This is a genomic window from Priestia sp. 40, from assembly GCF_049368575.1.
Taxonomy (GTDB): domain Bacteria; phylum Bacillota; class Bacilli; order Bacillales; family Bacillaceae_H; genus Priestia; species Priestia zanthoxyli.
The window spans coordinates 1,321,602-1,335,116 of the sequence record NZ_JBMPZA010000005.1; the positions used below are offsets into that span (position 1 = coordinate 1,321,602).

At 38.3% G+C, this 13,515-nt stretch carries 15 protein-coding genes, 1 pseudogene and 1 other annotated feature (1 of these 17 cut by a window edge); all 16 genes and pseudogenes read right to left on the bottom strand.

Going from position 1 to position 13,515, the window contains the following annotated elements; genetic code table 11:
• Positions 1–23, bottom strand: a sequence feature (ribosomal protein L21 leader region) (it extends 49 nt beyond the left edge of the window).
• Between the two features lie 78 nt (positions 24–101).
• The gene (locus tag ACO1DI_RS07960; protein WP_115654955.1) at positions 102–1,571 is read right to left on the bottom strand and encodes an Rne/Rng family ribonuclease; all 1,470 of its coding nucleotides are present in this window, start codon (positions 1,569–1,571) and stop codon (positions 102–104) included.
• Between the two features lie 83 nt (positions 1,572–1,654).
• On the bottom strand, positions 1,655–2,521 hold the full coding sequence (locus tag ACO1DI_RS07965) for a M50 family metallopeptidase (protein ID WP_014458119.1): 867 nt from the start codon (positions 2,519–2,521) through the stop codon (positions 1,655–1,657).
• On the bottom strand, positions 2,514–3,296 hold the full coding sequence (locus ACO1DI_RS07970) for a M23 family metallopeptidase (protein ID WP_014458118.1): 783 nt from the start codon (positions 3,294–3,296) through the stop codon (positions 2,514–2,516). The genes ACO1DI_RS07965 and ACO1DI_RS07970 overlap by 8 nt, the downstream gene beginning before the upstream one ends.
• Before the next feature lie 120 nt (positions 3,297–3,416).
• Positions 3,417–4,217 (bottom strand): septum site-determining protein MinD, encoded by an 801-nt coding sequence (minD, locus tag ACO1DI_RS07975; protein ID WP_013059341.1) that lies wholly within the window; start codon positions 4,215–4,217, stop codon positions 3,417–3,419.
• 2 nt (positions 4,218–4,219) lie between these two features.
• Complete coding sequence (minC, locus tag ACO1DI_RS07980; RefSeq protein WP_013059342.1) at positions 4,220–4,903, bottom strand: septum site-determining protein MinC; 684 nt, start codon at positions 4,901–4,903, stop codon at positions 4,220–4,222.
• Positions 4,904–5,019: 116 nt separating this feature from the next.
• Positions 5,020–5,538 carry a rod shape-determining protein MreD gene (mreD, locus tag ACO1DI_RS07985; RefSeq protein WP_014458115.1) on the bottom strand — a complete coding sequence of 173 codons (519 nt, stop codon included), beginning with the start codon at positions 5,536–5,538 and terminating at the stop codon, positions 5,020–5,022.
• Complete coding sequence (gene mreC / locus ACO1DI_RS07990; RefSeq protein ID WP_013059344.1) at positions 5,538–6,419, bottom strand: rod shape-determining protein MreC; 882 nt, start codon at positions 6,417–6,419, stop codon at positions 5,538–5,540. The genes mreD and mreC overlap by 1 nt, the downstream gene beginning before the upstream one ends.
• Before the next feature lie 19 nt (positions 6,420–6,438).
• Positions 6,439–7,464 (bottom strand): rod shape-determining protein, encoded by a 1,026-nt coding sequence (locus ACO1DI_RS07995; RefSeq protein ID WP_013059345.1) that lies wholly within the window; start codon positions 7,462–7,464, stop codon positions 6,439–6,441.
• A gap of 229 nt (positions 7,465–7,693) precedes the next feature.
• Complete coding sequence (radC, locus tag ACO1DI_RS08000) at positions 7,694–8,380, bottom strand: RadC family protein (RefSeq protein WP_013059346.1); 687 nt, start codon at positions 8,378–8,380, stop codon at positions 7,694–7,696.
• Positions 8,381–8,395: 15 nt separating this feature from the next.
• Positions 8,396–8,965 (bottom strand): Maf family protein, encoded by a 570-nt coding sequence (locus ACO1DI_RS08005; protein WP_115654957.1) that lies wholly within the window; start codon positions 8,963–8,965, stop codon positions 8,396–8,398.
• A 111-nt stretch (positions 8,966–9,076) separates the two neighbouring features.
• Positions 9,077–10,159, bottom strand: coding sequence for an SPOR domain-containing protein (locus tag ACO1DI_RS08010; protein WP_226554875.1), 1,083 nt, complete (start codon positions 10,157–10,159; stop codon positions 9,077–9,079).
• A 117-nt stretch (positions 10,160–10,276) separates the two neighbouring features.
• Positions 10,277–10,756, bottom strand: coding sequence for a prepilin peptidase (locus ACO1DI_RS08015; RefSeq protein WP_423145249.1), 480 nt, complete (start codon positions 10,754–10,756; stop codon positions 10,277–10,279).
• 60 nt (positions 10,757–10,816) lie between these two features.
• Positions 10,817–11,032: pseudogene (locus ACO1DI_RS08020) on the bottom strand (prepilin peptidase); the annotation flags it as partial.
• A complete protein-coding gene (locus ACO1DI_RS08025) occupies positions 11,029–11,223 on the bottom strand; it encodes a hypothetical protein (RefSeq protein ID WP_014458112.1) in 195 nt (64 codons plus the stop codon). The pseudogene ACO1DI_RS08020 and the gene ACO1DI_RS08025, both read right to left, overlap by 4 nt.
• Before the next feature lie 185 nt (positions 11,224–11,408).
• Positions 11,409–11,966 (bottom strand): DUF420 domain-containing protein, encoded by a 558-nt coding sequence (locus tag ACO1DI_RS08030; RefSeq protein WP_013059351.1) that lies wholly within the window; start codon positions 11,964–11,966, stop codon positions 11,409–11,411.
• 156 nt (positions 11,967–12,122) lie between these two features.
• Positions 12,123–13,421 (bottom strand): bifunctional folylpolyglutamate synthase/dihydrofolate synthase, encoded by a 1,299-nt coding sequence (locus ACO1DI_RS08035; protein WP_221779417.1) that lies wholly within the window; start codon positions 13,419–13,421, stop codon positions 12,123–12,125.
• Between the last annotated feature and the right edge of the window lie 94 nt (positions 13,422–13,515).

A 13,515-nucleotide genomic window follows, 5' to 3' on the forward strand; every position in this document is an offset into this window, starting at 1 on the left:
GTTCTGAGCGGTTGTAGCACGGGTGCTACAAACCAACATATTAAATCTTACTACAAATCAAAGGTTAGTGTCAATTGGAATTCATGTTTTCTTCTAAAATTTTATATAGAAGCAGAGACCCTTTTTTGAATCTGCTCATTCGACCCCAATTGACGCAAAACAAATGCGTTTGTATAATCATCGCTTGGCGTAAGATATACGGTTTTTTTCACCATTTTCTCTAGAGCGTTGAGAAATCCTTGAGCCTTCATTTCATTTATAACATCACTTCGCGTCTCAATCCAAATGGCCTCTTCTTCCGCGCCGCGATGTTCCCAAATTATGCGTTCAATTTGAAAAGCAGCCGTTTTGGAATCAATCATTTTACCGGTTCCTTCACATACTTCACAAGGCATAGTTAATGTTGACCCAATACTATTGCGCACTTTCTTCCGCGTTAATTGCAATATGCCGAGCTCTGTAAAGCCAACTACATTCGTCCGCACTTCATCTTGTTCACATAGCTTTTTCATGTACCTTTCTACTTCTGTCCGATCTTCTTTATGAGGCATATTTATAAAATCAATTAAGATCATGCCGCCTAAGTGACGTAATTGCATCTGTTTGGACAGTTCATACGCAGCTTCCATATTTGTTTGAAGCATTGTCTTTCTAATATTATCTTTTCCGGAAAACTTCCCCGTGTTCACGTCCACGACCGTCATCGCTTCCGTTTCGTCAATAACGATATAACCTCCGCTTTTGAGCCACACGATTCGCTTTAAAAGCTTTTCTATTTGCCGTTCCACATCATAAAAGGAAAAAATATTTTCATTTCCTTTATAGTACTCTATTGACGAGTTAGGGTAGGTAGTTTGAAGATGCTGATATAGGTCAAAGTCATCTACTACTATCCCATCAATTCCTTGTTGAAGTGCAGCTTGCACTCTTGTTTGGAGAAAATCTTGTCCTTTGCTGACTAGGGCAGGAGCTTTCATTCCCTGTGTCTGTCGTTCAAGATGCTCATATTTCTTCTGTAGCTCTGTTATTTTATGTTGGACCGCAGCTTCTGATTTTTCCTCAATCGCTGTTCGAAATAAAAAGCCTTCCATCCCCTGTTTTAACCGCTCACCAAGCTGTTTCCACTGTTGGCGTTTTGGCTCAGCTATTTTTTTGGATACAGCGACATAGTTTCCGTGCGGTAAATATACAAGCTCATCAGAAGAAAATTCAATAATACCCGTCAGCTTTGGCCCTTTTGTCCCAATGCCTTCTTTTACAACTTGAACCAGTACTTTTTCTCCTTCACGAATAAAAGCAGACATCGGCTGCTGATCTTTGTGAGGATTCTCTGACTGCTGATAGGATACAAGTTCATTTCGATGAATAAATCCGTTCATTGATAAACCGATATCGATAAAGGCTGCTTGCATATGTGGAAGTACTTTTACGACTTTACCCCAATATATATCACCAATAATTTGATTCTCGCTTTGTTCTTCTAAATAGATTTTTTCTAGTGTTTTATCGTTTATCACGGCTATACGTTTTGAAGAAGTAGCCGCGTTAATAATACATGCCTTCACATACATTGCCTCACTTTAATCTAAATTCATAGGAAAAAGTTCGGTCAGTGCAACCGAACTTTTTTCATTCTATTCTATGTTACTAGAAATCAGTAAACTGTTACAAGTTCGTCTAGCTGGCTATTTGTTCTTTTTTCTACAAAGTAAGCGTGTAAAAGTTCATTTTCATCAATTTGTACATGCTCGCCTGTTTGAGATGTAGCAATAATCATATGCTTACAGCCTCTTTGGAACTTTTGCAGGACTTGATGGAGCGTCTCACTGGTTGAGACACTTAGCGTTTTTAAAGCTCCAATTGGATGCTCTTTGCCATGATATCTCTCCAACAAAAAGCGCATGTAGACAAATTGCCTGCTCTTCCATTCCAAATATCCGGATATAATTAAAAATGAAATAATAATCCATAAGTGCAGCTGAAAAGGATGCATAATGACGGCGTAGATAATACCGATAGCTAAAAAAAACGTTGATAACCGGAGCGCAAGCTTATGCGCTTCTAAAAATGGTAAAGACCGACTGCACATTAAAAAAAGCAGCTTCCCTCCGTCCAATGGCCAAATCGGCAAAAGGTTAAACAGTAAAATCACCGTGCATTGAAACATAAATTGCTCATACGTTTCCAAAGACAACACATTTATTTTCATTAATAAGAAAGCAGCTCCAAACATCCAGAGATGCTGAAGAGGTCCACTTATTGTCACAATAAACTCTTCTCGAAATGGACGATTACCATGTTCATCTACTTCTGCTACTCCTCCAAAAGGTAAGAGCATAATTCTGCGAATCCGCCAAGAAAAACACTGAGCCGCTACGGCGTGGCCCAGTTCATGAATAATTACAATAATAAATAACAAAAAAAGCTGCTTTACCGTAGCCGTTAAGATACCAATTACGAAAATCCCCCAAAACAATGGATGAATGTGAATTTTCATCAATAACGAAAAAGCACTATTCAAATTGAATCACCTGACTAGGATCCACAAACTTATCACCTTTTTTAATAGCAAAATAGAATGTTCCAGCATCGCCTTTTTTACTGTTTTCCACAATTCCTACTTCTTTGCCTTTATTCACAAAATCATACATACTAACATTGATTTTTTTGAGCTGTCCATACCAAGTTTCGGTTCCATCAGCATGTTGAATAATAACGGTATTCCCAGTATCATCACGTTTTCCTACATACCTTACAATACCTTCACTCATTGCTTCTACAACAGAATCCACTCCTGTTTGAACCGTCACGCCTTGCTTACTTTGAGCAAATGTTTCCGTTACTTTCCCTGAAGCCGGAGTAGCGTATTCTCCGCTTACACTTTGCTCCGTTTTGCTAGACTCTTTATTCGGCAGTAGCGTTAATGGCTTCCCAAACTTATCTTCATACCAGGAAGAAACAGCTGCAAACTGAAATTCTTTATCCATTGTTTGTTGAACCACCACTCTGGCCTGTTTGAAAGTAGGAGAAGCGTTCTTGAACATAATTCCTACAATTAGTACTAAACAGGCTGAAGCTAAAATTTTAAATAAAAAGCGTTCTTTTCGAAATAACGGGTGATATTCCTTTGCTGATGGTGTGTATTCAACCGTAGAATAATCCATGGATCCATATTTTTCTTCTTCACTCATTAAGGACGTATGAAGAGGTTCTTGAGGAAGACGCTTCGTTGTATTTAATTGTTTTCGCTTACGCTCAGCAATTCGTTTACGGATTTCATCAGCACGTCGATTCATGATTCATCATTCTCCTTGTTCTTATCGTATAATCAACTATATGACTTGTCCGTGGAGCTTATGACAGCTTGACTCTACAAAATCACACAAATAAAAAAAGCTTCCTCTATCGGAAGCTTTTTAAGAACGAACACCAAAGAATCGTTTAATACGTGCAAACATTCCCTTATCTTCTTCATCTAACGATTGAAGAGGAACCGTTTCACCTAGAATACGTCTTGCAATATTACGATATGCAATTGATGCTTTGCTTGATGGATCCATGACAATTGGTTCACCGTTGTTAGAAGCACGAATAACATTTTCATCGTCAGCAACGATTCCAATTAAATCAACAGCCAGAAGCTGAGAAATTTCTTCCACGTCCAGCATGTCTCCATTTTTCATCATATGACTACGGATTCGGTTAATAACTAGTTTTGGAGATTCGATATCCTCTTGCTCCAATAATCCAATAATACGGTCAGCATCACGAACAGCTGAAACTTCCGGTGTTGTCACAACGAGTGCCTTATCAGCGCCAGCTACGGCATTCTTATAGCCTTGTTCAATACCAGCTGGGCAATCAATAACCACATAGTCATAGTCTTGCTTTAACTGAAGAACTAACTCTCGCATTTGTTCTGGTTGAACAGCTGTTTTGTCACTCGTTTGAGCAGCAGGAAGTAAGTACAAACATTCAAAACGCTTGTCCTTAATCAAGGCTTTTTGCGGTTGGCATCGACCTTCTACCACGTCTACAAGATCATAAATAATACGATTTTCAAGCCCCATTACAACATCCAAGTTGCGTAAGCCGATATCAGTGTCTACTAGACACACGCGCTTTCCAGCTAATGCTAGAGCAGTACCTAAATTGGCTGATGTCGTTGTTTTTCCAACTCCACCTTTACCAGACGTAACAACAATAGCCTCTCCCACTGTCAAATTCTCCTTTCTACCCTGGTCAAATTCGGTCTTAGATGCGGTAAAGTTTGCACGCGATCTATCACCATTTGATCATTATCATCTAAGTATGCACATTCCATTATATTCTCTTCCTTCTCACTGCGCTCTTCTTCTGATCGGGTAATGATATCAGCAATGCGCAGCTGTGAAGGTTTCATTAACGATGCAGCAATAACGGCGTTTTTATTGCCGCGATATCCTGCATGAGCAATCCCTTTTAAAGCACCTAATACAAATAAATTTCCTCCAGCTACAACGGTTCCTCCGGGATTTACGTCTCCGACTAGAAGCAAATCGCCTTCTACATGGAGAACCTGTCCTGAACGAACTACCTTTGTAACAGATACTAATTCGCTTTCTTCTCTTACTCGGACTGCATCTTGCTTTAAAATAACGTTACTATCAATTTGTTTAACTACTAAATACTGATTTTCTTCTATGAGCGCCTTCAATTCGGTTTCCTGCTCTGTAGTTAAATAACGATTTCCGATTTTGACATACACTGTGACGATCTGATCGGCATCGCCATGCTTATTTGTCAAAAGCTTCGTCTTAAGTTCCGTCAAAAGCTCTGCAAATGAACATGTATCATTGAGATGCAACGTTAATCCATCTTTTGTTCCTTTAATTGTCACATTTTGTTGCTTTTGTTTATTCAAGACGCTCACCTCAACGAATATATAATTTCGACAGAGACTTACTCAATTCCTTTTTTTCGTTTCTTCAATCAGCATTTTTATCGCATCATGAACGAGAAGCGTAATATATTTTCGGATCAGCGTTCATCGATAAATTTAGCGAAATATTGAAAACATCTTTGAAGCGGAAATGCAAAAATGAGTGCAAATATGGCATTTAAAATGATGGTTGCGTAAAATCGCTCTTGCAAGAAGCGACCAATGGTCATATCGGATATATTAATAATGCTATTAATTCCATATACATAAAACTCAATAATGGCTACAGCTAATAGCGACATGCAGATTACGATAAGCGTATTTTGCTGAAAAATCTTCATTAGTTTTGATACGATATAACATACGGCCGGCAATCCAAGCGCGTATACTCCTAAGACATCCGTAAAGGCAATATCGTACATGAATCCAAGGATTACCCCATATAGCATCGCTTGCTTTGGGTGATAATACACTGCCATAAAAGCCAGTACCACTACAACAAAGTGAGGCGATAGAATCCAGTCTCGCCATGGTGATGCCATGGCGACAAAATTAACAAAGATACTTTCAAACATAAAAACGACAAGCACGAGAATAGGAAGGACAAACCGCTTCATCAGTTAGCCTCCTCCGCCCCTAAATCGTCTTCAGCAGCGGGCGCACTTCTTTTAGCTACAACTACGTTATCTAAGTCATACAAGTCAGCAGCAGGTTTGATATAAGCTTTTTTCGTTAATCCATATTCATCAGGCTCAATTTTTGTGATAACGCCAATTGGAAGATTGCTAGGGAAAATGCCGTCTTCTTGTCCTAGACCGGACGTTACTACTTTTTGCTTTTCTTTAATATCAGCATCAAAAGGAATACGACGCATAACAAGCGCCTGTTCTTTATCGTCATAGCCTTCAATTAAACCAAACACTTCTTTTTTAGCCTGAATTTTAGCAGATACACGGTTTGTACGATCTGATGAACTAATTAACTGCACAGTAGATGTGAACTTAGATGCATGCTTCACTTTACCAATCAGCCCTTCAGGAGTCATAACAGCCATATTTTCCTGCACATTATGAACCGTCCCTTTATCAATGGCAATTACCTCATGCCAACGGTCTGGATTACGAGCAATAACTGTTGCTTCGATTGGGTTGTATTGACTTAAATCCGTTTTTTTGTCGAGCTGTGCTCTTAATTTTTTATTTTCTTGCTGCAAAGCGTTGGCTTTCGTTTCTAATTGCATGCGTTCGTCTAAACGGGCTTTTAATACCTCGTTTTCTTCGTATGTACGCTTTAAGTCACCTACATTCTGAAAGAAACCCGCTACAAATTGTGCGGGTTCATTAAAGGTAGCCTGAACAAGACCAACCGTATCTTTGACAAACTGTTCAGGCCACGTTACATTTTTACGACCATTTAACGAAAAACCAATCAATGCCACTAATACAATAATACTGACCAATAAAATAACTAAACGTTTATTTAAGAAAAATTGTGGCACGATCTACACCTCTTAATATTTAGCGATATGAATCGCTTGTACGATTTTTAAATAAATCAATGTGTTCTAACGCTTTACCAGTTCCAATTGCAACACAGTCAAGCGGATCTTCTGCGATGACAACCGGCATATTTGTTTCTTCACTAATAACTTTATCTAAATTACGTAGCAATGCGCCACCGCCTGTTAATACAATACCGCGATCCATAATATCTGCCGCAAGTTCAGGTGGTGTTTTTTCTAATGTACTTTTTACTGAATCGACAATAGAAGCCACTGTATCTTTTAGCGCTTCTGCAATTTCTTCTGCTGAAATTTCGATTGTTTTCGGTAGACCTGTTAGTAAGTCACGTCCGCGAATTTCCATGTTTTCAATACCTTCTGGAATTCCGGCAGAACCGACTTCTACTTTTAATGCTTCTGACGTACGCTCACCGATCATTAAATTGTAATTCTTGCGAATATATTGAATAATCGCTTCATCCATCTCGTCACCAGCGATACGGATTGACTGACATGTTACGATTCCCCCTAAAGAAATAATCGCAACTTCTGTTGTTCCTCCGCCAATATCTACTACCATGCTTCCCGTTGGCTCCCAAACCGGTAGATTGGCGCCGATTGCTGCAGCAAACGGTTCTTCAATTGTATACGCATCACGCGCGCCAGCCTGACGAGTCGCATCAATAACGGCACGTTTCTCAACAGCTGTAATGCCAGAAGGTACACAAACCATTACATACGGCTTACCGGCAAACAAACTTTTTGTTTTTTGAGCTTGATTGATGTAATATTTCATCATCGTCGCAGTTGTTTCGTAATCTGCAATAACTCCATCTTTCATTGGACGAAGGGCTACTACGTTCCCAGGTGTACGACCAATCATATTTTTTGCATCGTTACCTACCGCAACGATTTGTTTTGTATCAGTTTGCAAAGCCACAACAGACGGCTCACGCACAACAATTCCTTTTCCTTTTACATAAACGAGCGTATTTGCAGTACCCAAATCTATTCCAAGGTCTCTAGTACCGATTCCAAACATGTGTCTCTTCCTTTCTCTTACCAAAATGCAAAGGTAAAAATTCCATAATTCAATTTCTTCATTTCATAAGTAACATTTTTTATTTTCTATACTTTTTTCATAGATGTCAACGCCAAATATTGTATGATAAAAAGTCATACTTTGTCTATTAATAACGAATGATTGTAAAGAACTTGTCATTTAAAATCATGACTACTATTATAACCCAAGGATTTTAAAAAGCATAGCCTTACATGTATCCTTTTTCTTTTAAACTAATATATTTTCGATCTCCGATAATTAAATGATCTAACAATTCAATTCCTATGATAAATCCGCACTCTTTTAAGCGCTTCGTTACCTCTATATCTTCTCTGCTGGGAGTAGGGTCGCCGGAGGGATGATTATGAATACAAATAAGGGATGCAGCTGAACGACGAAAGGCTTCTTTAAATACTTCTCTTGGATGGACAATAGATGAATTGAGGCTTCCGATAAAAATGGTTTGCTTGTGGAGAACTTGATTTTTCGTGTTGAGGTATAAACAGACGAAATGCTCTTGAGACAGCACGCGCATTTCTTCCATCACATAATTAGCTCCGTCTTCAGGGCCATGAATGGTATATCGCTGACTAGATTTCCGCTGTACAATCCTCTTACCTATTTCAATAGCCGCTATAATTTGAATTGCTTTTGCAGGTCCGATACCTTTAATATTCATCATTTCATCAAGCGATGCATGCTGCAAAAGTTGAAGACCTTCAAAATGCGTTAATATGCGATTGGACAGCTGAAGAACAGATTCATCTTTGGTTCCAGTGCGCAGCAAAATAGCAATAAGCTCGTGGTTAGAAAGACTAGAAGCACCCATTGACACAAGGCGCTCTCGAGGTCTTTCATCTTGAGGGAAATCTTTAATTAACAATGATTGATCCAATTTCGTCACTCCTTTTTAGTAGACGAAACCGTATTGTTTTAGCTCACGTATTGTTCGGGAGAGCGGCAAGCCCACCACGGAGAAATAGTCTCCTTCAATTTTTTTAACTAGCGCAGCACCGAGACCTTGGATTCCATAAGAACCCGCTTTATCCATAGGCTCTCCTGACTCTACGTACTGTACGATTTCATCTTGTTCAATCGGCCAAAACTCTACATCTGTTTGTTCATAAAACGTATGAACTTTTGAATTTGATACGAACGCTACTCCAGTTAATACCTGATGTTTTTGACCTGACAGCATCGTAAGTGTTTCAATCGCTTCTTGTTTCGTTTTTGGCTTTCCTAAAATGCGATTGCCATAGACGACAACTGTATCGGCACCTAGGACCATATCCTCTTTATGATGCGAAGCGACGTCCACTGCTTTTTGCCTAGCTAAATCCATTACTACCTCGGACGGAGTGTATGATGGATTGACGATCTCTTCGATTGTACTAACGTGAACGGTAAAGGGAATGTGAAGCTGCTGAAGTAATTCTTTTCGACGAGGAGAGCCTGAGGCTAAAATTAATGTTTGTTTCATACATCTCACCTTTGCATTTTGATTTAAAAAAAGAAGGACACACCGCTATTTTAGCAATTTCATCTCTAAATGACAATAAACAAGTGAGGCAGCATTACACTACCTCACTTGTTAAGACGTTACAAGGCTTTCATACTGCTGAAGAGCTTTTAACACGTATCGCTGAGCAAGCCAAGCATCTTTACTGCTTTTATTGTCTTCATATGAAGAAAGAGAAGCAGCAGCTTTTTGAAGGGTGCTCACCATAGTTTTAATGTTTTCATTTGACGCTTCTTTCTGAACTTTTGTCAGCTCTTTTTTCAGAGATTTGATATCGGCTACCCGCTCTCCTTCAATCGCTTTAACAGATTGATCTAAAAGATTAGCCATAAACGGCTGTGCTGTTGTTATAACCGTTTGATCTTTTTTCCCTAATTCGCTAGTGGGCTTAATTTCATAAGACTTTACATATACATCTTTACCTTGTTGTTTATACGTTTTACTAAGTGCTTTCGCTTTTTCTTCTCCAGTGGCAGCACCAACGACAAGAGAATAGGTTTTAGGTGAAAAGATCTCGCCTGCCTCGTTCTCTTCTTTCCATTTATCCATTGCTTTGTTCGCAGCAGTTTTTGATGAAAAAGCACCTGCTTGTACAATGTAAAAGGAAAAAGGTTCTAAAGTAGAAGCAGCAGCTGACGTCCCTTTTGATTCCTGTTCGCTTTTCTTTTCAGCTTTACCAACACTTTCAGTGGTAGACGCTGTTTGAGCAGCTTTTTCTTCTTTCGTTTGCTCACTTGTTTGTGCTTTGCTCACAGGCTGTTCGCTTCCTGTCATCATTTTCACACCAACCATACCGATGCCGCTGCCTATTCCGACTGCTAGCAGTACAATCACAGCTGTGCGTTTGATCACACCGCCGTTTACGGTTTTAATCGAAACATTTTTAGGATGTAATCGTGGCTTTTTCTTTTTTTCATTTCTTACATCTTCAATAAACACCACTTTATTTTCTTCCACATGAGAATCTTTGGATGACGGTTCCGGAAGAACCCACGTAAATTCGTCTTTTTCTGGCGCTTGTTCTTCCTTCTCATCCTTAGATTGACCATTGATTTTAATTGAAATTTTTCGTTCCTGCTTGTCCACTGCCCCACCGCCTTTAGTTAACGTAGTCTTAGTACCGGTTGCAAGCTGAGGTAAACCGACATAAAACATACACTTTTTTCCATGCTATCATAGAAGAAAAAAAAATAACAAGACATTTGTCGTCTTGTTACAAAAGGTTTTCGCTATTTAGTTACAGAAATTTCAAATTTGTCGAAGACTTGAAGGTCAATAAAAATAGTTGCTAACATACCAATCTATCAATTCGTTTCCATGAAAATAAGCAGCGATTGTCCCTATAAAAATAAAAGGAACGAAAGGAATTGGTACACCTACCTTTGCCTTTTTCATTAATAACGCTCCTATACTAACGGTTCCGCCTATTAATATAGCTAAAAAAAGCGATAGCAAAACAAGCTTTACTCCAAGCACAATACCAATCAAACCATACAATTTAATATCTCCTTCTCCAAGGCCTCCTCCGCTGAGAAATGCGATTAGAAAGAGGAGAAAAAATGCGATTCCTCCTCCCATTAAGGAATCACTCCACGAAGTTAATGGAATGAAAAGACGCTCAAGAAGAAAGATAGGCAAAAAGAAAAGCAGCACCTTATTTGGGACAATCATATAGGCTATATCTGAGACAACTATAATTGTTAAAAAAGAAACAAAGGTTAATATGACAATCAGTTCTAACGTCGTATTCAATCTAAAAACAGCATATACAAATAAACTTCCTGTCGAAAATTCTATGAATGGGTAGATGAAGGAGATTTTTTTGCGACACATACTACATTTTCCTGCATTTTTGATGTAGGAGACTATGGGAATTAATTGTTGTGGAGAAAGAACGTATAAACAGTGTGGACAATGAGATCTTGGAGATAAAATAGATTTTTTCTGAGGGATTCTAAGGCCTGCTACGTTATAAAATGAACCTAACGTGATACCTGAAACAAATGCATAGAGATAAATTAAACTCATACTATTTCTTCCATATCAGGCGTCTTGTTTACTAATTGTAGATGTTCTTTTGAGTGAAGGAATGTATCTTTTTCCTTTAAATAGTTGCCAATAAACGGAATGAGAAAAGCTGCTAGAAGACCTATTATGATAACCAGTATGATCACGTTCATTAGAGAAATTCCTTTATTCCTCGTTGACAGTTTATTCATTTCAATATCTCTCCTTTATTGATTAGTATCAAACAGCTCCTTTATTAATAAACTGAATCATAATACCCATAAAAGTCATATTTTGTATGCCTCCTTCCTTAAAACATCCTTTTTATAGGTAATAAGGATTATACCATTAAAAAACAAAAACAGCATAAAAAAACGTCTGCAAAAGCAGACGTCTTTTAATAGTAAGGAGCCATAAATAAGTAGACAATTACACCTGTAAGGCTTACATAAAGCCAGATTGGCATTGTCCATCGCACAATTTTTTTATGTTTTTCAACTTGCATTGTCCAGCCCCACACAAGTGCAAACAGTGCCAGCGGAACAATAATCGCTGCTAGGAAACTGTGTGTGATCAAAATGAAGAAGTAAATGGGACGAACGATTCCTTCTCCACCGAACGTAGCTGTTTCTGTGGAAATGTAGTGGAACGTTAAATATGAAACTAAAAAGAGCAGTGTGGAAGTGAATGCTGCTAAAATAAAACCTTTATGAGCATTGATATTTTTCCTAAAAATTGAAATCAACGCTGCAACTAAAAAAATAAATGTAAAACTATTCAAAATAGCATTTAACCGTGGAAAGATAGTCAAATCAAAACTTACTTTTCCTTGATAGCCAATATTCGAAAAGAATAGCAGTAAAATAATAACATTCGCTATCACTGAAAAGGTAAGAATAATACCGGTAAAGTTTTTATTGCTTTTCGGTACAATTTTTTCATTATTCTTACTCATGTTAACAATCTCCTTATTTAGTGATGTACATGTTTATTATATATCACTTACCTAGGGGGCGAAAGTGACAATACTTTGAACTTAGTGCTTCCTTATTATCCGTATCCCTTCCTTACATTATGTTAAAAGCAGCAAGATTTCACTTGCTGCTTCTGCTCATTTGAGAAGAAAAGCCCTTACTTCTGATATAAAATACAGAGACCCTGTAATCACGACCATGTCTTGTTCACCTGTCGCCTTTTCCTTTACGTAAGCAATTGCTTTTTTCCACTCCTCGTCCATATGCTTATTATGATGAGTACTCATCTCATAAAGCTCTTGAGCCGGACGAGCACGAGGAAAGTCAAACGACGTAAATGTAATACTTGCAGCGATTGTTTCAAGTTCTTGGACCATTCGATCTGCGCTTTTATCATTTAAACAGCTGAAAACTAAATGAATGTTTCGATCTTCATAATGAAGGCGTAAAGTAGATAACAAGCTATCAATGCCTTCTGCATTATGAGCGCCATCAATAATCGTTAAAGGATGCTCATTTACTATCTCAAAGCGGCCATTCCACTTTGTATGCTGAATTCCTTTTATCATTTGCTCATTGGAGATAGAAAGCTTTTTCTTTTCTTTTAAATAACAAACGGCCATCACAGCCAAAGCTGCATTTTTAACTTGATGATAGCCAAGCATATTTAATTGCAAGTGTTCAAATGTACCATACGGCGTTTTTAACGTAAAGCCTTCTCCATTTGCTAAGGGCTCATAGTTTTCAATTTTAAATTCTTTTCCTAACACAAATAACGAAGCCTGCTTCGAATTTGCCTCTTCTGTAATGACGTCAAGCGCCTTTACTTGCTCTGCACCAGTAATAATAGGAACTTCTTTTTTAATAATCCCCGCTTTTTCTGCTGCAATTTCTTCTACCGTATCACCTAGTATCGCCATGTGATCAAATCCAATGTTTGTAACAATACTCACCATAGGATTCACAACGTTTGTTGAATCATATCGTCCCCCAAGACCTGTTTCAAACACAACATAGTCAACTGAATCATGATAGCCGAAATAAAGAAAAGCCATGATTGTAATCACTTCAAATTCCGTTGCTGACCCTAAATCCGTATGTTCTAGTCGCTCCACTACAGGCTTTACTTCCTGAACAAGAGCGGTCATTGCTTCATTTGAAATAGGCTGTCCATTCACACTGATCCGCTCATTAAATGTTTCGATATAAGGAGAAGTAAACGTTCCAACTTTATACCCCGCTTCTTCTAACATGTTTCGTAAATAAGAAACGGTAGAACCTTTACCATTCGTCCCAGCAACATGAATAGCATTTATATTTTGCTGCGGAAAATCAAGCTGCTCTAGCATCCATTCCATTCGTTCTAATCCCGGCTTGATTCCAAATCGAAGTCTGTTATGAATCCAATCAAGCGCTTCTTCATATGTCGTTATCATCTTTTATTCACCTTTCTTTTCCATCGCTATTATTATGTAAAGAAAAAGCGTCGCTATACAAGCCACGCTTTTCTGTTCATTCATTAACCCATTG

Excerpts from the sequence above, each read along its gene's own strand:
- ACO1DI_RS08030 (WP_013059351.1), bottom strand. The coding sequence starts at position 11,966 with ATGAGTAAGAATAATGAAAAAATTGTACCGAAAAGCAATAAAAACTTT.
- ACO1DI_RS08025 (WP_014458112.1), bottom strand. The coding sequence starts at position 11,223 with ATGAATAAACTGTCAACGAGGAATAAAGGAATTTCTCTAATGAACGTG.
- mreD (WP_014458115.1), bottom strand. The coding sequence starts at position 5,538 with ATGAAGCGGTTTGTCCTTCCTATTCTCGTGCTTGTCGTTTTTATGTTT.
- ACO1DI_RS08005 (WP_115654957.1), bottom strand. The coding sequence starts at position 8,965 with ATGAAACAAACATTAATTTTAGCCTCAGGCTCTCCTCGTCGAAAAGAA.
- ACO1DI_RS07960 (WP_115654955.1), bottom strand. The coding sequence starts at position 1,571 with ATGTATGTGAAGGCATGTATTATTAACGCGGCTACTTCTTCAAAACGT.
- ACO1DI_RS07970 (WP_014458118.1), bottom strand. The coding sequence starts at position 3,296 with ATGAATCGACGTGCTGATGAAATCCGTAAACGAATTGCTGAGCGTAAG.
- ACO1DI_RS08010 (WP_226554875.1), bottom strand. The coding sequence starts at position 10,159 with ATGTTTTATGTCGGTTTACCTCAGCTTGCAACCGGTACTAAGACTACG.
- ACO1DI_RS08035 (WP_221779417.1), bottom strand. The coding sequence starts at position 13,421 with ATGATAACGACATATGAAGAAGCGCTTGATTGGATTCATAACAGACTT.
- ACO1DI_RS07995 (WP_013059345.1), bottom strand. The coding sequence starts at position 7,464 with ATGTTTGGAATCGGTACTAGAGACCTTGGAATAGATTTGGGTACTGCA.